Source organism: Candidatus Poriferisocius sp. (assembly GCF_965208475.1).
GTDB lineage: Bacteria > Actinomycetota > Acidimicrobiia > Acidimicrobiales > Bin134 > Poriferisocius.
In genome coordinates this window covers 1,844,341-1,864,318 of the sequence record NZ_OZ242338.1, presented here as the reverse complement: position 1 = coordinate 1,864,318, position 19,978 = coordinate 1,844,341, and the positions used below count along the sequence as shown (strand labels likewise).

17 protein-coding genes and 1 pseudogene are annotated in these 19,978 nt (G+C 62.4%); 9 read left to right on the top strand and 9 right to left on the bottom strand.

All coding sequences use genetic code 11. From position 1 onward, the window contains the following. Positions 1–97 precede the first annotated feature (97 nt). The 3 genes from ACOGXA_RS08735 to ACOGXA_RS08725 all read left to right on the top strand — a co-directional run bounded on the left by ACOGXA_RS08735 (position 98) and on the right by ACOGXA_RS08725 (position 4,222). Entirely contained in the window at positions 98–2,785 is a 2,688-nt protein-coding gene (locus tag ACOGXA_RS08735) for a DUF1156 domain-containing protein (protein WP_419926872.1), read from the top strand. A 117-nt stretch (positions 2,786–2,902) separates the two neighbouring features. Further along, positions 2,903–3,808, top strand: coding sequence for a hypothetical protein (locus ACOGXA_RS08730; RefSeq protein ID WP_419926871.1), 906 nt, complete (start codon positions 2,903–2,905; stop codon positions 3,806–3,808). 18 nt (positions 3,809–3,826) lie between these two features. Further along, positions 3,827–4,222 (top strand): PIN domain-containing protein, encoded by a 396-nt coding sequence (locus ACOGXA_RS08725; protein ID WP_419926870.1) that lies wholly within the window; start codon positions 3,827–3,829, stop codon positions 4,220–4,222. Between the two features lie 146 nt (positions 4,223–4,368). On the opposite strand, the gene ACOGXA_RS08720 is transcribed toward ACOGXA_RS08725, so the two are convergent. Beyond that, positions 4,369–4,506 (bottom strand): hypothetical protein, encoded by a 138-nt coding sequence (locus tag ACOGXA_RS08720; RefSeq protein WP_419926869.1) that lies wholly within the window; start codon positions 4,504–4,506, stop codon positions 4,369–4,371. Between the two features lie 130 nt (positions 4,507–4,636). Between ACOGXA_RS08720 and ACOGXA_RS08715 the strand changes: the two are divergent. Beyond that, a pseudogene (locus ACOGXA_RS08715) lies at positions 4,637–4,909 on the top strand (transposase); the annotation flags it as partial. 7 nt (positions 4,910–4,916) lie between these two features. Here the strand turns inward: ACOGXA_RS08715 and ACOGXA_RS08710 are convergent. Further along, a complete protein-coding gene (locus ACOGXA_RS08710) occupies positions 4,917–6,239 on the bottom strand; it encodes an ISL3 family transposase (protein WP_419923858.1) in 1,323 nt (440 codons plus the stop codon). A 113-nt stretch (positions 6,240–6,352) separates the two neighbouring features. On the opposite strand from ACOGXA_RS08710, the gene ACOGXA_RS08705 reads away from it, so the two are divergent. Continuing rightward, complete coding sequence (locus tag ACOGXA_RS08705; RefSeq protein ID WP_419926868.1) at positions 6,353–7,213, top strand: IS3 family transposase; 861 nt, start codon at positions 6,353–6,355, stop codon at positions 7,211–7,213. On the opposite strand, the gene ACOGXA_RS08700 is transcribed toward ACOGXA_RS08705, so the two are convergent. Beyond that, entirely contained in the window at positions 7,208–10,180 is a 2,973-nt protein-coding gene (locus ACOGXA_RS08700) for a DUF4020 domain-containing protein (RefSeq protein ID WP_419926867.1), read from the bottom strand. The two genes, ACOGXA_RS08705 and ACOGXA_RS08700, sit on opposite strands and share 6 nt — an antisense overlap. After that, positions 10,177–10,803, bottom strand: a complete 627-nt coding sequence (locus tag ACOGXA_RS08695; RefSeq protein ID WP_419926866.1) for an SIR2 family protein — start codon at positions 10,801–10,803, stop codon at positions 10,177–10,179. Before ACOGXA_RS08695 ends, ACOGXA_RS08700 begins: the two co-directional genes overlap by 4 nt. 178 nt (positions 10,804–10,981) lie before the next feature. Here ACOGXA_RS08695 and ACOGXA_RS08690 point away from each other — a divergent pair, with 178 nt between their 5' ends. After that, positions 10,982–11,110 (top strand): hypothetical protein, encoded by a 129-nt coding sequence (locus ACOGXA_RS08690; RefSeq protein ID WP_419926865.1) that lies wholly within the window; start codon positions 10,982–10,984, stop codon positions 11,108–11,110. A gap of 153 nt (positions 11,111–11,263) precedes the next feature. Here the strand turns inward: ACOGXA_RS08690 and ACOGXA_RS08685 are convergent, their stop codons facing one another. After that, a complete protein-coding gene (locus tag ACOGXA_RS08685) occupies positions 11,264–11,416 on the bottom strand; it encodes a hypothetical protein (protein ID WP_419926864.1) in 153 nt (50 codons plus the stop codon). Positions 11,417–11,472: 56 nt separating this feature from the next. Then, entirely contained in the window at positions 11,473–11,736 is a 264-nt protein-coding gene (locus tag ACOGXA_RS08680; protein WP_419926863.1) for a hypothetical protein, read from the bottom strand. A gap of 298 nt (positions 11,737–12,034) precedes the next feature. Between ACOGXA_RS08680 and ACOGXA_RS08675 the strand changes: the two genes are divergently transcribed. Then, positions 12,035–13,261 (top strand): DUF222 domain-containing protein, encoded by a 1,227-nt coding sequence (locus ACOGXA_RS08675; protein WP_419926862.1) that lies wholly within the window; start codon positions 12,035–12,037, stop codon positions 13,259–13,261. Positions 13,262–13,389: 128 nt separating this feature from the next. Further along, complete coding sequence (locus ACOGXA_RS08670; RefSeq protein ID WP_419926861.1) at positions 13,390–16,629, top strand: DUF499 domain-containing protein; 3,240 nt, start codon at positions 13,390–13,392, stop codon at positions 16,627–16,629. A gap of 35 nt (positions 16,630–16,664) precedes the next feature. On the opposite strand, the gene ACOGXA_RS08665 is transcribed toward ACOGXA_RS08670, so the two are convergent. From ACOGXA_RS08665 to ACOGXA_RS08655, 3 genes are all read right to left on the bottom strand, one after another. Further along, positions 16,665–17,252: a mobile mystery protein B gene (locus ACOGXA_RS08665; RefSeq protein WP_419926860.1), complete on the bottom strand. Its 588-nt coding sequence runs from the start codon at positions 17,250–17,252 to the stop codon at positions 16,665–16,667. Further along, positions 17,249–17,716, bottom strand: coding sequence for a mobile mystery protein A (locus ACOGXA_RS08660; protein ID WP_419926859.1), 468 nt, complete (start codon positions 17,714–17,716; stop codon positions 17,249–17,251). Before ACOGXA_RS08660 ends, ACOGXA_RS08665 begins: the two co-directional genes overlap by 4 nt. A 97-nt stretch (positions 17,717–17,813) precedes the next feature. Continuing rightward, positions 17,814–18,632, bottom strand: a complete 819-nt coding sequence (locus ACOGXA_RS08655) for a formate/nitrite transporter family protein (protein ID WP_419926858.1) — start codon at positions 18,630–18,632, stop codon at positions 17,814–17,816. Positions 18,633–18,783: 151 nt separating this feature from the next. On the opposite strand from ACOGXA_RS08655, the gene ACOGXA_RS08650 reads away from it, so the two are divergent. After that, a complete protein-coding gene (locus tag ACOGXA_RS08650) occupies positions 18,784–19,971 on the top strand; it encodes a hypothetical protein (protein WP_419926857.1) in 1,188 nt (395 codons plus the stop codon). Positions 19,972–19,978 lie beyond the last annotated feature (7 nt).

Below are 19,978 nucleotides of genomic sequence, written 5' to 3'. Positions count from 1 at the left end.
TCAGTCACAGACATGATCCTTCCCGGCCCGCAGCACCAAACCGCGGACCCTCAGATCACGCCCGATACACAAAATTCCTAACAGTCCCGGAATTCTCATGAACAATCAGGGCTTGTGGTGGGCGCGGCGGCCGCTGGCGGCGGCTAGGGCGGTGATTTGGGCGTCGCTGGTGGACGATCCATCGGGGGACGAGTCGCTGACTCCTGAGGAGCAGGATGCCGAGCGGCAAAGGCTGTTTGGCATCCTTGAGCGGCTGGTGAAATGGGAGAACTCCAACAACCCAGAGGTGCTGGCTGAGGCACGAGCAGAGATCGACCGCTGCTTCCCGGACGGACCGCCGCCGATCCTCGATCCGTTCGCCGGGGGTGGGGCCATTCCGCTGGAGGCGCAGCGGCTGGGGCTCAAGGCGCTGGCGGGCGACTTGAATCCGGTGGCGGTGCTGATCAACAAGGCGATGATCGAGATACCGCCCCGCTTTGCCGGGATGCCGCCGGTACACCCGGATATCGACAAGACGCTCACGACTTGGGATCGGGCGCAGGGGCTGGCTGCGGATGTGGAGGCGTATGGGCGGTGGATGCGAGACGAGGCCAAGCGGCGCATCGGACACTTGTACCCGGATGCCACCGGGCCTAACGGCGGGAAGCTCACCCCCATCGCCTGGATTTGGGCCCGGACGGTGGAGTCCCCTGATCCGAGTTGGTCGGGCCATGTGCCGCTGGTGTCGTCGTGGACTTTGGCGAAGCGACCGGGCAAGCCCAAGATTTGGGTTGAGCCGATCATCGACCGGGACTCGCAGACCATTCGTTATGAGGTACGAGAGGGTGGGGAGCCGAAGCATGAGCGAACCATCATTCGGGGCAACGGCGCTTGCATCGCTACAGGTGCCGTCGTTCCAGGGCAAACGATTGACGACGAAGCGTCGGCAGGCCGGTTGGGTCAAGTGCTTATGGCCGTCGTTACTGAGGGCGAGTCAGGCCGGCGATACCTGTCATCTGGACAAGTTGATTTGAGTGTATTTGACCAATCATCTGAAGAGTGCCAGAAGATCGCATCAGATAAATTACCGAGAGGCGCTACTCGTGGAACCTTTGGTGGTAATGCTCAAGGGCGATTCTATGGTTTTTTTGAGTTTAGTGACTACTTCTTGGACAGACAGCTTGTTGCGTTAGCGAGTTTTTCAGATCTTCTGGCCGAAGTCCAAGGGCGTGTGATTAAAGATGCTCTTGCTGTTGGAATGGAAGAGGATGGAGTGCGGATTCGGGACGGTGGGCGAGGTGCAGTGGCCTACGCGGATGCAGTGGTCACTTATCTGGCATTTGCTGTTGACAAGTGTGCTGACTATTGGTCGACGATCAGCACATGGAGCAATTCGGGAGAATTTATTCGAAATACCTTCGGACGTCAAGCGATCCCAATGACTTGGGACTTTGCAGAAAGTAATCCATTTTCGGCATCCACAGGAAATTGGATGTCTATGGTCGGTTGGATCAACAAAGCGTTGACACATTTCCCAGCGATTGTCCCAGGTGGCGATGTTGCACAGCGTGATGCTCGTGCCCGTATTCAAGAGTATAAAGGGGTTATCATATCTACTGATCCTCCCTATTATGACAACATTTCTTATGCTGATCTTTCGGACTTCTTCTATGTATGGCTGAGAAAGAATCTGTCGGATGTCTGGCCGAATGAGTGCTCCACTCTACTTGCTCCAAAGGCAGAGGAACTGATTGCCAATCGATACCGGGCAGGATCGAAGAAGGATGCAGAAGAGCACTTTGAGTCAGGTATGGCCGGGTTCATGGCTGAAGTCGCTCGAAACCAGCCAGCCGATTCTCCAGCAACAGTCTATTACGCCTACAAAGCGACGGAGACCAGGGATGGAGAGGTCCGCACAACCGGCTGGGATACTTTTCTGACAGCAGTGATTGATGCAGGACTTCAGATAAACGCCACATGGCCCTTGCGAACCGAAAGGCAAGGGCGAATGGTGTCGGTTGGTGCGAACTCGCTTGCATCCTCCATTGTGCTGGCCTGTCGTCCACGAGCGATCTCGGCTTCGCTCGCCACACGGGGGGAGTTCATTGCAGCACTTCGGGCTGAGCTTCCCGATGCCGTGCGCATCCTCCAGTCGGGCAATATCGCCCCGGTGGACATGGCGCAGTCCACCATCGAGCCGGGGATCAAGGTGTTCTCGCGGTATGCCAAGGTGGTGGAGGCTGATGGATCGTCGATGCCGGTGTCGGCGGCGTTGGCGATCATCAACGATGTGCTGGGCGAGGTGCTCGACGGGGAGGAGGCCGAGTTGGACTCCGACACCCGGTTTGCGCTCACTTGGTTCTCCGAGTTCGGCTATAACTCTGGCCCCGCCGGAGACGCCGACAGCGTGGCCAATGCCAAGAACACGTCGCTGGCCGGCATTGAGGAGGCTGGCATCGGCGAGGCTCGGGCGGGGAAGTTTCGGCTCTATGAGCGCTCAGAGCTTTCACCGGGCTATTCGCCCATCGACGATCTTCGGCGCACGGTGTGGGAGTCGGTGCAGCATCTGATCGCCGCCTTGGAGCGGTCGGAGTCGGAGGCGGCTGAGCTGCTGCACACCCTCGGCGGCTACGGCGAGCGGGCCCGCCAACTGGCCTACCTCCTCTACCAGAAGGCCAACGACAAGGGATGGGCCACCGAGGCTGGCGCCTACAACACCCTCATCACCGCCTGGCCCAGCCTCCGGTCCGGCGTTGTTTCCATCGAAACCCTAGCCAATACCCCCGACCAACAGGCTCTGTTGTAACTGCTGGCGGTACGCCCACTGTCACTGACCCGGTCTAGGCTGGAAACACGCGGGGACTTCCGACATGCTTGATGGTGCCATTCAAGTTCTGCGGGCGGACGCATAGGAGGTGGCAATATGACTGCTCGGCTTGTTTTGCGTCTCACCGGGGACAATGCCCGGCTTGGAGAGGTCTATGCGTCTGATCTAGCCCCTCTGCTCGGCGGTGTCGACCGTGCCGTCAACCGGACCGCTGCTCAGATCGCCGGGCGAGCCCCTGGCAGGGGGGGACGACTCCCTCAGACGATCGTTGGTGCCACGAAATTGCGTCTAACTGCCATCAAGGAGGGAAGCCTGGTGCTTGAGTTTGCACCTCCCGATTTGCCATCCGACCAAGAGGCGCTGGATCTGGATGACATGCAGCTTGCAGATTCGGCAATCCGTACCGTCATCGATGTACTTGAGGGGTCCGAAACCGGCTTCCCTGAGGCCACCGCCGTGCTAAGTCAGCTTGCCGAGGCCCTGGACATCGGCAAGCGCTATGAGACGTTAGCCCTAACTCAGCCTGGAGACGTGCCACGCGAGGCGGTTTTGGACACCACAGCCCGCAGGCGGTTGTCTGTTGCCGCTGAACTGCGTACCCGCAGCGACGACAGCGGGACGTTGGTCGGGCTTCTATACGAGGCCGACTTCGAGAAGAACACAGCCCGACTGAGGACTCCGCTCGGCGACTCGGTCACTGTCCGCTTCGACGACAGCCACGCCCAGAGCATCAAGGAGGCCCTGCGAGAACAGGCTCAACTCCGAGGAAGTGTCACCTACAACGAGGCGACAGCAGCAATCGTCTCGGTCGAACTCGGCAACATCGCGTCAGCGATGCAGATGGGGTTAATGCCGGATCTAGAGGACTTTTGGATGTCGCAATCCTTGGAGGAATTGGCCGAGTCGCAAGGAGTCAGCACAATCGACCGGATCGAAGTTCTCCAGGACGACACCATCTCCGAAAAGGAAGCAGAAGACTTCCTTGCTGCGCTCGAGTTGTGAGCGGCGTCTTCAGAAAGATTGCTCGTAGACACCGATGTGCTCTCCTTCATTGCATGGGAGCGACGCCAGGCCGAATCCTTCGCCCCACTCCTGCTGGGCAAATTGCTGTATGTCTCATTCGTGACAGCGGGTGAAATGTACTTCGGTGCCGAAAAGGCGAATTGGGGCGAATCGCGGGTCGCCAAGATGGAGGCGATAATCAGGCGCTACACGGTGATACCGGGTACCTATGAAGTCGCCAAGCAATACGGCTGTGTCAAGAGAGCCTTCCGAGATCAGGTGGATGAGAATGATATGTGGATCGCCGCGACCGCTCTTGAGCGCGGCCTTCCTATCGTCACCAACAATCTGGCGCACTTCGAGCCGATGAGCGACCGACTCGGTTTCAGTCTCGTTCATCCCGACCATCCGTAGAGCGGATTGAACCGGAGCAGGCGAACATGGTGGTGGCCAACACGGAGCGCATTTCCAGGGGGCTCGATCTGCTGCGCGATGGGCTGCGGCCGAAGTGCGAGGATACTTGGCGGGGGTTCTACGGCGACGGCTGGCTCGATTCAGCCTTAGCGGAGCTCTTGTCTGCGGGCCTCTGAGATGATGATGGGGTCTGGTGCGTAGTCGGCCCATTCGTCTTCGAACTCGCCATCGTCGGGTTTGGTGCCGGCCCGGTCGGCGGCCGTCAGGTCGCTGCGATCCAACACGAGCCCACTTCTATCAGCTTGAAAAATGAAAAGCAATGAAAATACTCGTACTGGCGTGACCCCCTGAGATTGGTCCACCTGTTGTGAGAGTCCGTTGTCCAGTATTGCTGGATGGAGGAGGATCACGAGTATGGCTAGGCGGAGGCACACGCCCGAGCAGATTGTCCGCAAGCTCCGGGAGGCTGACCGGCTGTTGGCCGAGGGCGCATCGATCGCGGATGTGGCCCGGCACCTGGAGGTGTCGGAGGCCACGTTTCACCGGTGGCGCAACCAGTACGGCGGTTTGAAGGCCGACGACGTGAAGCGGCTCAAGTCGCTGGAGGCCGAGAACGCGCGGCTGAAGCGGATCGTGGCCGACAAGGAGCTGGAGATCGACGCTTTGCGGGAGATCAGCCGGGCAAAATGGGGCTCTACGCGTTGAAGCTGGGACGTCGGGTTCTGATTTTTGTGGCGGGTTGAGTTTCGCGTGGTTTTTGTCCGGCTGCCAGCAGGATTCTGAGCCGGTAGTTGGTGAAGTTGCGGAAGCCTCTGGCTGAGCGTTTTATGTCTTTGATTTTGGCGTTGGCTGCTTCGGTTCGCCCGTTGTGGGCTCGGGTTGCGATGCTGGTGTGGATTTCTGTTTGCCAGCTTTTGAGGGTGCGGGCGAGGCGGTGCAGCTCGGGGGCCGCTTCGGGGGCTTGGCACCAGGAGATTGCGTCATCTAGCCGGGCGGCGGCTTGGTCGGGGCCGGCGGTTTTGAACACGGCCCGGACTTTTTCTTTGGCCTCCCAGCAGTCGGCGACCTCGTCGTAGGGGTCGCCCGCGTCGAGGGCTGCTCGCAGCCGGTCCCAGCCGGTGGCATCGAGGCGCTCTTGGCCCGTCAACAGCAGTTTGCGGGCCCCGTAGAGGGGGTCGCCTTTGCGGCCCCGGTGGCCGGTTGTGTCGTTTTGGGTGCGGCGGCGGCACCGGTCAACAGCCTGGTTCGCCAAGCGCACGACGTGGAACGGATCCACCGCGATCTGGGTGCCGGCCCGCAGGCGATCACCGCGCAGCGACCTGATGGCGCTGCGGTAGCCCTCGTGGGGGTCGATGCAAACCACCTCGACGGCCCGTACCCATTCCCGCGCCTGCTTGGACACCCATTTACGGAGGTCAGCGGAGTCTCGGCCCTCGAACACGTCGACGACCCGCCCGGTGTCGGCATCAACCGCGGCGGTGATGAACCGGCGGCGGCGGCGCCGCGAGGCCGAGGCCATCACCGTCTCGTCGAATCCGAGCTTGGCAACCGGCCCAACCCGTCTGCTGCTGGCCGCAGCCTGCTCGGCGGCAGAGGCGATGTGGGACCACATCGTGTGCCAGGCGACACCGAGCTGGCGGGCCAAAGACGCCACCGACCCCTCCACAGCTGCCAGCCTGCCCACAGCCCACCTCGCGGCTCTTTCGGTCAATACCCGCCGCGGCCCCGCCAGCTCGGACCGCTCGGTCCAAGACCCCTTCGCGCAGTGGGCGTCGGGGCACACCCAGACCCGCTTGTTCCACACCACCTGCTGCGGGCGCCCGCCGCTGAAAGGAGCGTCCCTCAACACCACCTCCCGCCGCCCCTTGGAGCGGGCCCGGCGCCCGCAACCATCGCAGAACACCGCCTGGCCGTCCGGGGACTGGACCCGCACAACCACCTCGCCGCCCACCTCTTCAACGCCGGTCACCTCCAACCCGAGCGCGCCGAACTCAACCGCTGAACTATCTTGAACCACCAGGGGCCTCCTGACTCTTGGACTGTGTCAGTCACAAGAATCGGCGAGGCCCCCTACCCAGTGGCGGACCCCCACAAACACCCCAGTCCCCGCTTCCACGCGAAGAGCCCAAAATGGTAGGCCCGCCGCAGCGGCGCAGAGCCGTCGAGCTGCTCCAGGAGCGGCTCGGGGTGTCGCAGCGGCGGGCTTGTCAGATCGTCGGACAGCACCGCTCCACGCAGCGCTACGAGCCGGCTGCGGCGGACCCGGACCGGGCTCTGCGGGCCGAGCTGCGCGAGTTCGCGAAGAACCACTCCCGATGGGGATACCGGCGGGCGCACGCAGTCTTGCAGCGGCGGGGGTGGGCGGTGAACCGCAAGAAAATCCAGCGCATCTGGCGCGAGGAGGGCCTGCGGGTCCCGCCCAAAAAGCGCAAGCGCCAGCGCACGGGCGACTCCGACGCCGAAGCCGGCCTGCTCAAAGCCGAGCGCCCCGACCACGTGTGGGCGCTGGACTACCAGTTCGACGTCACCGCCGCAGGCCGCAAGATCAAGATCCTGCACGTCCTAGACGAGTTCACCCGCGAGTCGCTCGCCGACGTCGTCGACCACAGCATCGACGCCGACGCCACGGTGGCCTGCTTGGACAAGGCCACCTCCGCCAGGGGCCGGGGCCCGGAGTTCCTCCGGTGCGACAACGGGCCCGAGCTCACCGCGAACGCGCTGCGGGACTGGTGCCGGTTCACCAGCACAAAGACCAGCTACATCGAGCCCGGGTCGCCCTGGCAGAACCCGTGGGTCGAGTCCTACGGCAGCCGAATGCGCGACGAGCTGCTGGCCATCGAGCAATTCGACAGCCTCCTGGAGGCCCAAGTACTTGTCGCCGACTGGAGAGACGACTACAACTACTACCGCCCCCACTCCGCGCTCGGCATGCTCACACCAGCCGAATACGCAGACCAATGGGCGAAAAACAACCCAAACAAACTCTCATAACAGATGGACCAAAAAACGGGGTCCGGTCAGTACCTCAATACCCAGGCGAACGGCTTGCTCCCTCAGTGAGCGGACCAGTTCTGGGCTCAGGCGGCTAAGGAGGTCGGGGATCATCTCGCTTAGGGCCTTGCCTCCCAGCGTCTGTCGCTGGTACGAGGTTGTCTCGGTGTTAGAGAGCAGGTGGGCTAGGAGTCGGGCGGTGGGCTCGGGGTGCGTTTCGAGGTGGTCAATCCGCTCCGGCTGATCGTTGGGGCGGCATAGCCTGATAATCACCTTCGAGTGTTCTGCAACCGATGCCCTGTGCTCGCAGGCAAGATCCACCGCTTCGGGGAACCGGCTTCCGAGGCTTACCGTCCAGTCGGCCAGGGCAGTGGCCTCTTCGTCGGTTAGGGCTCGGGGTTTACTGGCTAGCCGATCGCTCCAGTACTGGCACATCCACGCGTCCCACTGGCCGTCGGCATCGCTACTCGAAAGACGGGACAGCGCAGAGGAGACGCAGCGAATCCACTCGACACGGCCTTCTCCGCTGGCAGCAGCCGTGAATTGGTCGAGCCAGCCATGTTCCATGGGGTTGATGCCGGAGAACAGCGCCACTTCGGCCAAGCGTTGGGCGTAGAGCCTGTTGTAGTTCTCGCTTCCGGCTCCTAGATGCTGGGCCATGGCTGCATAATGGGGGAGTAAATCGGATTCCAGCAGCCTTGCTGGCCCGATTCCTCCCATCAGATAGCCGTCCCAGCAACGGATAGCACGGTCTAGGTTGATCTTCGGATCGACCAGGGGAAGTACAGTGCCGCGGCACCACTGCTCGTCGATGGCGAATAGAAGACCGAGCCTGCTGGTCAGCACCACCTGAGCGTGTCGCGAGGCCTGGTTGCTCCCGTCGGCCATTGCTTCCATAACGGCTTTGGTCGGACCGGTCAATCCGGTCCAGCCTTCTCCGGCAACTTGGTATTCCCGATGCACCAAGCCCAGTACGACATCAGCCAGATATCCAGCCCAGCGGTTGATTGCGTGATTCAGCGGGCCGTTGTTGCTTTCTGTGATGCCGGTATCCCTTGTCCATCGAGCGGTGCCTGTGGCCCAAATGGCCGGGAGCCTCTCAGTGGCGGCCTGGCTGAGGGCATCATCGAGATCAGCCTTAGTCCACGCCCCGAATGCTGCTTTCGCCAGTTCCTCGCAGGCAGGGGGATCGTCAGGTGCATCCACGCCTGTGAGCACGTCGATGATCTTGATTCCAACCGCGGGGTGCTCCTCCAATGTGCCGTGCAACCAGCCAAGAGCATCCCACCACCTTGGTTCATCCCACTGGGCATCCTCATTCCTGGGGAAGCTCAACAGGTGCCTGACGGCTGCTGCGGGGTCGTCTTCGATCCTTTGGCGCAGGTCTTCGGGGCTGCCCAGATTTGACGGCACTACCGTCTCCGACCAACCCCAGCTCAAGAAGTCTGGGTGGTCAGACGGAGCCCACTCGGGATGTCTCGCCTGAATGGCAGCCAACGCTTGTTCGGCGGCCGTCGCCGATGGTGCGTGTTGAGCGATCCATCCAAGCCACACATAGGCCCGCCATTCGGAGCGCTCATCCCCCTCCTGCAACCCAGCTTCGACGTGATCGACCAGGTTGTCGATGCGTTTTAGCGACGCGTCTGGCAGGGCAACAGCAGCCAGCCTCATCGCCTCATGCCTCAAGAGGCCATCAGACACCCAATCTGAGCTGCACAACTTGGCGATCTTTTCGTCGGCGGCGACATCTTGGCGCTCCGCCCATCCGTGGATGGCCACCCGCCGAAGCACCGGCATCTGCGTGTTGTCCCACGAACGCATGTAGTGCTCGGCAAGTTCCGGGCGATGTTGAAGCAACGCCTCCATCGTGTCTCTTGCCATGTCGATCAGAAGTCCGATTCTCTCGTGTCGAGATGCCTCGTCCTGCTCATGGTCTTCAACGGCGCTTCTGGAATAGCTGAGCCCCACCCACTCTCGGTTGGTGTCGCCATTTGACGCAGCGATCATGTGGGCGGCACGTAGATGCCGATCGAGAATCACAGCCACGCTTGACGCAAGCGTCTCGTCTGACAAGTTGGGACGCAGGCTGTTGCTCCAGTAATTCCAGAGAGTCCAGGAGTCTCCATCGAGGCTGGGTTCCAGTCTTGCTTCTTTCCCAAAATACGCGTATAGAGACCAAACTGGTTGAGGCTCAAGCAACTTGTCGAGAAGGAGCAGCATTGCGTGCTGGTCGCGCTCGGGACCGAGATCGTCGAGCAGCCATTCCAGGCGTTGCTTGCCGCCTTCAGGAACATGCTGGATCAACAGAGGCAGCCACCTTTTGGCGTCCCTGGCGGCATCTCCTCCGTCTTTCAGGGGCCTGCCAGCCGACCATGCCACCTCCGTCCAGAGGCTGGGACTGAAACTGCCCCAGTGGTGGAGGAAGACGGACAAAGCCTCTTGGCGCAACTCAGGGTCGTCGCCCACTGCGTAATGCTCAACGAACCATTGAATCCAGAGGTCATTCGGCCGGAGTTCGGCTCGGAGGTCGAAGATGCTCTGGAATTCGGGCAGGTCTGCCGCCCATCTGAGCCACGCCGCTCCACGGGCGCTCTCGGTGAAAAAGCGCAGGCGCTCGGGGATACTCACTGCTTCTTGAAGGTACGACTCATCTTCGCGCGACAGCGGCGGCAACCCTCGAAGGATGGCCTCAACTCGCCGGCGGTGGTCAAGGATTCCCATTTGGGCGCGCTTAGCCCACTTCCGAAGCAGTTCGGGAAGCACCTTGTGGGTGCCATAGTTGATGGGCTCGATTCCCCGCTGCCGCCAGAGATCGCTGTCGGCCTCCTCCTGGCAGCACAGGGCAAACCTGCTCGTCTTCTCGGCAGGCAGTGAGCGGGCCAGATACTCCATGAGGGTGTCGTCGTGGCTGTAGCCGATGAACAGCACGGTGGAGCTTTGGAACACCCGGACGACGAGAATGGTCACCTGGAGCCCTCCGGCGGGTAGCCGATGAACAGCACGGTGGAGCTTTGGAACACCCCGCTCAGGAACTGGGCCGCGGTCCACGGCGCTTCCAGATACGCCTTCCCGAAGTCGGCGTCGGTGACCACCAGATGCTTGGCGGGCTCTTTGACCGAGCCGTGCAGGTACACGATGCCGGTGAAGCCATCCCGCTGGGGGAACGCCAAGGAGGGGTACTCGTCGAAGTCGTCGCCCAGATGCTCCTTCAGGCAGGTGGACAGGTGGCGGTCGTAGTTGGTGGTCACGATTCGATGCTTCTCGCCTGATGCCAAGCCGGCAATGGCCCTGTGCAGGTCGTTGGGCTCTGAGCCAGGGTTCCCGATGATGTCCTTGACCCTCTGGTGGACATCCACGCCCTTCCTTTTCAAGTCGCCCAGCACTTTGTCGAGAGCGACGCCATGCACGGGCGGAGGCTCCTGGCTTTCCTCGCACACCCGCTCGGCCAGCCCCTGAAACATCGGCAAGTCCGACGGGGAGTCCACCGACGCCCCCGCTCCCACAAACAGCACCAAGCGCCCATCGGAATGGGCCGAGATCAGCTTGTCGGGAACCTCCACTCCCCGATCGCCCGATAGACCAAACCACATCGCTGTAAGGATAGGGGACTAGGTGCCAAAAGCGGCCCCGGCCGGCGGGTAACACGACTGCTAGGCTTGTTCTGCGTCTCACCGGGGACAATGCCAGGCTCGGCGAGGTTTATGTGTCTGACCTCGCCCATCTGCTTGAAGGGGTAGACCGCTGATGCCGGATCTTGAGAACTTTTGGATGTCTCAATCCTTGGAGGAATTGGCCGAGTCCCAGGGAGTCAGCGCTATCGACCGGATCGAAGTTCTTCAGGACCACTCCATTTCCGAAGAGGAAGCAGAGGACTTCCTTGCTGCGCTCGAGCTGTGAGCGGTGTCTACAGAAGGATTGCTCGTCGACACGAACGAGGAGTACTCGTCGAGGCTGCCGACACTGCTCTGGTAGCACATGCGTCTTGATGCCAGGTACTTGCAACGCCTGGGACGTGCAGTTATACGGGCCAGTGGTCGAGCGGGTCTTGCCTTACTGCGACATGTCGAAGACGCTGACATCGTGGGCGTAGGCGGCTAGGGCCTTGAGATCCTTGATGTCGCTGGTGAAGACAGTCCCTCCGGGTTCGGCCATGGCGACTACCACCGCGTCAACGGCAGAGCCGCGGCCAGCCTTCGCCCTCAAAGAACCTGCTCGACGCGCCAGGCTAGTGACTGCCCCGGAGTCCAAGACGAGGGTGTTCAACGTCTGTTCTTCTTCTTTAGGTGTTCCTCGATGGGTCGCCACCAGGCTTCGGCGCGGGCCATCTCCTCGGGGGATGGCTCCCCGATCTCTTCAAAGAGCTCGGCGAGGTACCGGTCAAGTTCTTTGCGGAGCTCTTGTTTGCGGACCTCTGAGATGACTATGGGGTCGGGTACGTAGTCGGCCCACTCGTCTCGGATCTCGTTCTTTTCCTCTTCGGTAAGCGCCTGGATGTCGCTCACCGTGTCTTTGCGATCCAACACAGGCCCACTTCTATCAGTCCGCAGCATGAAAATCAATGAAAATACTCATACCTCAATACCCGAGCGGACGGCCTGCTCCCTCAGCAGCGTGTGAGCAAATCGGACTCCAGCAGCTTGGCTGGCCCAATGCCTCTCGCAATCAGAGCTGCCCAACAGCGGGGGGCAACCCTCATTTGGTCATGTCAAGATAAAACGCCCAACCGGCGACCCTATGAAATACTGGAAAATCTGAATATATTCCCTGTTCAGAGGCTATATTCGTAGGGCAATTGTCACCGGCAGTTGGTAGAGTACATGCATGGAGTTCTCATCTGCTCTAGCAGGCCAAACCGGGGTCGGTAGCCCGGTTGACGGCGGTTGCGGGGCCGCGGTCTGCGTCGACCGTATGGACGTGGCCGGCTTGTCTGATGACGGCTTGCGGCGGCGGCTGGGCGTTTTGGGCGAGGCTGGGTCGAGGTTGGAGTCGCTGCGGTCAGAGGCGTTGGCCGAGTTGTCGCGCCGCCACGATACTGCCGGGGCGAAGCGGGTAGCCCGTGAGGTACTGCGCTCGTCTCCGGCTGCGGCTCATCGTGATGTGAAGGCGGCTGAGCGGATGTCCAAGCTGGCGGAGACATCTGATGCCCTGGCTTCGGGTCAGATTCCTGCCGATCATGCGCGGCTGATTGCTCGGGCGTCGTCTGAGGGGCCGATCTTGGAAGAGGAGCTATTGGATGCGGCTAGGACGCAGAGCTTCGACGAGTTCTCAAAGACGGTCAAAAGGCAGCAGCACGAGCTGTCGGGCGATGACGGCGAGTCAGCGTTCGATCGGCAGCGGAAGCACCGCCGTGCTCGTTTGTTCAAGAATCCTGAAACCGATATGTACGTGCTCAACGCCGAGTTCGATTTGCTCACCGGCGCGCATTTTGCCGGAGTTGTGACGGAGAAAGAGCGGGAGCTGTGGCGTGGAGAGGATCCCAAGTCGCGCCGCACCCCCCAGCAGCGTTTGGCGGACGCACTCGCAGAGGTGGTCCTGCATCCCGAGAAAGGCAAGGCCAGCGGCATCGCCTTGGTTCTCGTAGCCGATTACGACGTTGCTCACAAGGAGCTAGTCGACGCCCGCATTTGCGACGGCACCCCGCTTCCAGCCAAGGAACTCGTGAAGTTGGCGTGCGACGCTGACATCTTCCCGGCAGTGTTCAACGCCAGAACCCAGGATTTGTGGCTTGGCCGGCGTCGCCGCTGCGCTTCAGATGCCCAGCGCATCGCCTTGATGGTTAGAGACAAGGCCTGCGTGGGGTGTGGGTCTGACGCCAACCGCAGCTTCTACCACCACATCCAGCACTGGAAGAACGGCGGCAAAACCGATTACCCCAACCTGGTCACCGTGTGCAACGACTGCCACCACGACATCCACGAGCGCCAATTCCTAGTTGAGACCGACTCCCGAACCGGTAGACACAGCGTGGTGCCGCCACCAGAGGCGTTCCCCGACAATGGTTCAACCACCTGGCAGCCCAAACATCTCAACCCTGTGCTCAGAAACTGATTTCGAATTCTCGCCTGCAAGCTGATCCGCATGCCGAATCTAAAGCCGAATCTAAAACTGTCACTGCAAGCCAATAGCTTTGCCTACGTGGCAGCTACACATTGCAGGGGAGCGCAGCGAACATGGTGATGGCCAACACGGAGCGCATTTCCAGGGCGCTCGATCTGCTGCGCGATGGGCTGCGGCCGAAGTGCGAGGACACTTGGCGGGGGTTCTACGGCGACGGCTGGCTCGATTCGGTGAACGGACGGCTGCACACGCCGGAGCGCAGCCCCTCGGTTGACGACGCGGCTTTTCTCTTCAAGGGGATGAAGGCCACTTGGAGCGAGGTGTTCGGCCACGGCTTCCCGCCCGCGGTGAGGGCGCTGGTTTTCGAGGTGGCCGACGCACGCAACAGCTGGGCGCACCAGCAGGCGCTGTCCACCGACGACACGGTACGGGCGCTCGACTCGATGGAGCGGCTGCTGGAGGCGTTTGGCAACCTGGACGAGCGCCAGCAGATCCGGGATTTGCGCCGCGACCTGATGCGCCAGATGGTGGATGAGGAGTCGCGGGCCCAACGGCGCAAGACGGCGGCCAAGCCCACCGAGGGCCACCCCACGGCGGGGTTGACCCCGTGGCGCGACATCATCACGCCGCATACCGATGTGGCCCAGGGGAACTTCGAGCAAGCCGAGTTCGCCGCCGACCTATACGAGGTGCTCCAAGGCAACGCCGAGCCGGAGTACCAGGACCCGAGAGAGTTCTTCGCCCGCACCTATATCACCCAAGGATTGGGGGACCTGTTGGTTGGGGCCACACGGCGGTTGTCGGGGAGCGGCGGCGATCCGGTGATCGAGCTTCAGACCAACTTCGGCGGCGGCAAGACCCACTGCTTGATCGCCCTTTACCACTTGGCGTCGGGTGTGCCGGCCAAGGACTTGCCCGGCGTCGGTGAGATGCTCACCGAGGAAGGGCTGCTGTTGCCCGATGAGGTGTCTCGGGCCGTGCTGGTCGGCCAGATGGTTTCTCCGTCGAAACCCGAACAGGTTGAAGACGGCGTGGTGCTGCACACGCTGTGGGGCCAGATGGCCTACCAATTGGGGGGCCGGGACGCCTACGAGTTGGTAAGGGCTGACGATGAGGCGGGGACCAATCCGGGAGCAGCCATGCGGACGCTGTTTGAGCAGTGCGGCCCGGCGGTGGTGCTGATCGACGAGTGGGTGGCCTACGCCCGGCAACTGCGCGACGGCGGCGACGGGCCCCGCCTTGTGGGGGGCGACTTCGACACCCAGTTCACCTTCGCCCAGGCGCTCACCGAGGCAGCGGCGGCTGTGCCCAATGTGGTGGTGCTGGTGTCGATTCCCGCTTCCGACATCGAGGTGGGCGGCGAGCGGGGTCGCACGGCGCTGGAGAAGCTGAAGAACGTGGTCACCCGCAAAGCCGCCCAGTGGCAGCCGGCGTCGCCCGATGAGTCCTTCGAGATCGTTCGCCGGCGCCTGTTCGACCCAGTTCCTATCGAGAAGGCCAAAGTGCGCGACGGGGTCATCCGAGCCTTCAGCGACATGTACCGCGACCAGGGCAAGGAGTACCCCTCGGGAGTGGGGGAGGCCGAATACCGCAAGCGGATGGAGATGTCCTATCCGATCCATCCCGAGCTGTTCGACCGGCTGTTCGACGACTGGTCGGCACTCGACAAGTTCCAGCGCACCCGCGGCGTGCTGCGGCTCATGGCGCTGGCCATCTCCCAGCTCTGGCAGCGGGGCGACCAGTCGCTGCTGATCATGCCGGGCAACCTGCCGATGGACTCGGGCGCGCTGGTGAGCGAGATGAAGAAGTACCTGGCAGAAGCCTGGGACCCGGTCATCAAATCTGATGTGGACGGGGCCAACGCCCTGCCGCTGCGAATTGACAACGAGTTTTCCCACTTCGGACGCCTCTCTGCCACGAGACGGGCGGCTCGGACCGTGTACATGGGCTCGGCGCCCCGGCCCGACGGCAAGCGGGGAGTGGATCTGAAATCAGTGGTGCTGGGCTGCGTGCAACCCGGCGAGCCGGTGGGCCAGTTTGCCGATGCGCTGCGGCGCCTGTCGGGCGAGGCAACCCACCTATATGTGGACGGCGCCCAGTACTGGTACTCGCTCCAGCCCAACGTCACCCGGATGGCCGCTGACCGGGCGGCGTCGAATTACACCGACGATCACGCTGACGATGAGGTCAAGGCCCGGCTTGCCGGCCAGCGCGATCGAGGTGATTTCGCTGCGGTACAAGTATTCGCCGAAGGACCGGGCGACGTGCCCGACGATGATGATGGCGTGCGGCTCGTTGTGCTGGCCCCCGACGCAACCCATTCGGCCAATGACGAGCACTCACCAGCAGTGGCGTTGGCTCAGAGCATCTTGGACCAAAGACACGGAGGCCCCCGGCTTAACCGCAATCTGCTGGTATTCGCGGCGGCCGCGGCCAACCGGTTGAGCGAACTGCGGGCCGCAGCCCGGTTGCATTTGGCTTGGCGATCGATCGCCGACGAACACGAGGCCCTCGACTTGACCCCCCACCAGAAGGGCCAGGCCGAGAGCAAGGTCAAAGAAATCTCCCAACAAGTGGACAGCCTCATCTCGGAGACCTTCACCCAGGTAATCACCCCCAGCCAGGAGGCGGGCACCTCGGAGATCGTGTGGCTGACCACCAGGGTTGGTACCAGCGGGGACATTGGCGCCCGGGTGTCCAAGAAGCTGGCCACCGAGGAGAAGATCATCGCCAACTACAGCGGAGTGCGGGTGCGCATGGACATCGACCGGCGCGACCTGTGGACAGAACAGGGCGATGTGACGGTCGGAAAGCTCCGCGAGGTCTACGCCCGCTACCCCCACATGCCCAGGCTGTCGTCGCCGCAGGTACTCGACGCCGCCATCAGCGCGGGGACGGCCAGCACCGATTGGGCCCAGGAGACATTCGCCTACGCCGAGGCCCACGATGGATCGACCTGGGTCGGCATCCAAACCGGCCAGCACGTCAACCCGACCCCAAGCGGCCTACTCGTTCACCCCGACCGTATGCCCGAACCCGTGCCCTCAGAGACAAGTGAGGAAGCCACCCTCGATGCTCAACCGCTGACTGTCCAAGCCGGCGTTTCCCAGGCAGAACTCCAGGTCGCCGGACCAAGCCCCGGCCCATCCCAGTTCTACGCCCAGTTTAACCTTGACCCCGTACGCTGCATCAAGCAGCTAGGAGAGATCGCCGACCACGTGAGCTCCCACCTCGGCCCAGAGATCGAGCTCGTCTTAGAAGTCCGAGCCACCAACCCCGACGGCTTCAAAGAATCCACCCAACGCACCGTCTCCGAGAACGCCACCAACCTCGGTGCCGTATCGTTGGAGTTCGAGTAACTCTGGCTAGGCGCTCAGCGTCTTCGATGTGCGAATCAGCTTCGGGCAAAGATCAGAAGCTGGCTGATTTCTCCGGCATCGGCGTCTTGCAATGCAGACTGGTAGGCCCGTCGGAGGTCGCTGGTAGCAAGTCTGAGCAAGCGGCCCCAGGTGAAGGCCTCGGTGCCAAGGGCGCGAGCAAGGTAGTCGGCGGCGACACGGCCATGACGTCCGTTGCCGTTGCGGAACGGGTGGATGGCAACGAGACGATGGTGGAATCGCACGGCGGTTTCGTCGATTTCGAATGTTTCAGCACCGATCCACCAGGTGACGTCGTCGATGAGCGAGCGCACGGCGACGGCGATCTGGGTTGGTTCTATGCCGATGTTCGTTTCACGCATTCGGTATTGGCCCGCCCAATTCCAGACTTGGCCGAACATCGCGTTATGCAGGTCGCGGAGGTATTTGTCGTCGAGCAGTTCCTCTGTTTGTGGGGGGCGGCGGAGCAGCGCTTGGGAGATGTTTCGTTGTTCAGCGTCGAATAGCTCGCCGCGGGTTGCGATATAGGTCGGGATCAATCCTTCATGGTCCTCAGGAGACAGTTCAGTATGGCCGTCACCTATCGGCAGGAGGGCGTCGGTCACGATGAAATGGTCGGCTCGGCCCACAGGCCGCGACGGCTGGCGAGGAGAGCAGCCAACTCGTCGATTTGGGTAGATAGTTCATTGTCGCCCACCGCTTGGTCCTCAAGTCGGCTGTGGTGGGCAACTGACTCCAAGTGCTGGATTGCCTTGCGTCTTGCCTGAGCATTGACGGTTTCTTCGAGGGTGGAGTCGGGGACGAGCGCGTAGACCAGTCGGCAGTTCATGGCTTGGGCCGCTCGCTCAAGGGTTTTCAGTTGGATGGTGTCGTGCTGTTCGCTGCGTTCTATGTCGCTGATGGTCTGCTGGCGGACTCCCATTCGGGAGGCCAATTCGCCGGTGGTCATGCCCAGAGCGTCGCGGATTGCTCGGATCCACCCTTTGTGGGGACGCGTGAACTTGCCTGAGGGGGGAAGAGTCTTGAAGCGGTCGTCAAGTCGGTTGCGGGCCAGGTCGGAGTTCTGCACAAGTATAAGATTACAGGTCAAAACCTGTTCTGTCAATCATAGAATACAGGTGATAACCTGTATTCCTGCACGAACGATGCCACGAGCGGCATAGCCGTTACTGCCTGCGCAGGTAAACAGTCCAGTTGGCGAGGCCGACGAGGGCGCCGCCGATGATGTTGCCCAGGGTCACGGCCACCAGGTTGTGCAGGATCCAGCCGAAGTTCAGGCGGTCGATCTGCTCGGTGGTGAGGCTGGCCGCGGCTAGGGCGTCGGCGTCGGCGGACACCAGCCAGCCCAGGGGCAGGAAGAACATGTTGGCGATGCTGTGCTCGAAGCCGGCGGCCACGAAGGCGGTGATGGGTAGCAAGATGCCGATCATCTTGTCGACCAGGGAGCGACCCGCCACCGCCATCCACACCGCCAGGCACACCAGCATGTTGGCCAGCAGCCCCCGCACAAAGGCGGTGCCGAACGACAAGTTGACCTTGTCGTTGGCGATCTGGATGGTCCGCACCGAGAACGAGTAGTCGCCCTGGGCCCACCACCGGCTGAAATACAACAAGAACACGATCACCAGTGCCCCGATGAGGTTGGCCACGAAAGCCAGCCCCCAGTTGCGGGTCAGCTCGGGTCCGCTGATGCGGCGGCTGAAGAAGCTGGCCACCATCAGGTTGTTGCCGGTGAACAGCTCCGACCCGGTAACCACCACCAAGAACAGCCCCAGCGAGAAGCCCGCCCCGATGAGCAGCCGGGCCGGCCCGGTTCCCAACTCCGGGCTGACCGCGATGGTGAGGGCGAACACGCCGCCGAGAGCGATGAACGCCCCGGCCATGATCCCGAGAATGGAGGTCTGGGTGAAGTCGAACTTGGCCTTGCCGATGCCGGCCCGCTTGATCTTCCGAGCAATCTCCTCCGGGGTCAAGGCTTCTGACATGTTCCCACTCCCACATCCCTGCTTCTGATTGGATCAAACCGTACTATTTCGGCTCCCCTCGGGTGGCGCGCCCAACAGACGGCATGGGAGACAGCATGATGCCGCCTCGCTCTGCCCATATCTCTTGGCAGTTCCAACTACCGTGTAGGCCATGGCTGAACCGGAAGCAGGCATGGAGCGCTCCGCCGGAGGCGTCGTCACCGACTCCCGATACTATGCCGGAGCGGTCGAGGCCCTGCGCAGTGCCTGTGCTCATATCGGGGAGGCGGCTGACGCGGCCCAGCGGGCCAGGTTCTTCTCCGACATCACCGGTTGGAATGACGAGGCTGACGCATCGGCCCACGATGCCGACAAGGCCGCGGTGATGGCCATGGCCGAGGCTTTGAGGGCCAAGGGGACGGTTGCCGCTTACGCCGATGCCGCCCGCAGCACGCTGTCGGAGGTCACTGTGGCCTTCGCCGCGCCCGATACCCCCAGCAGCGCCATCGTGGGCGCGGGGGCCGGCGACGCCAATGCCGCAGATGGGAGCGCAGACGAAGACAGTGTGTTCTCCGGCCATCTGGCCCGAGCCCTGGTTGCCCTGGTGGAGGAGCGGGAAAGGGAGATTGATCTGGACACCGACGAGGCCGGCTACGTCAAGATGGCCAACACCCTGTCGGTGCTGGCGGGGGCCCGGTCGGCATATCGAGCGGTTGATGAGGCGCTGATCCTTTTGGCCAACGCCCGACACGCCTATCTGAAGGAGTCGCTGGCCGCCGCGCAAACCGCGCTGGCCGCCGACTTGAAGGCCGCAGTGGCCGACGACATCCGGGCCAAGTCCATTGGCGAGTTCCGCTCGGCGTTGACCACCCTTGCGGTTACCCGCACCGCCTACAACGCCGAGATAGCCGACGAACTGTGGGGGGCCTTGGCCGAGGCCCGAACCAACTTGGCCGCCGCCACCGCCACCGTCTTCGAGATCCAGGCCGCCGCCGGCGACCGTGGCCACGCCGGCGACGTCCATTCGGCATCGGCCCTGGCCTATTCGTTCAGCGACTCCGAGACCCCAGACGACATCTATGACGCCGCCCGAGACGTGGTCATCGAGGCCAAGGAGTTTCGGCGCAGGGCCCAGGTGGCCTGCGACGCGGTGGATTCCCTGCTGGTTGAGAACCGAGCGGTGGCCGCCGACGCCTTGATCGAGGCCCGAGCGGTGGTGGGTTCGGCGGCCCTGGTGGAGATCCGGGCCGCCTACGAGATGGCCAGCGCCGCGATGGACTCCCTGTTCGGGGCTCGGGCCGCCTTCGAGGTGGGGTTCGACCTCACCGTCCCTGAGATATTCGGAGACTTCGAGTTCTGAAACCGGG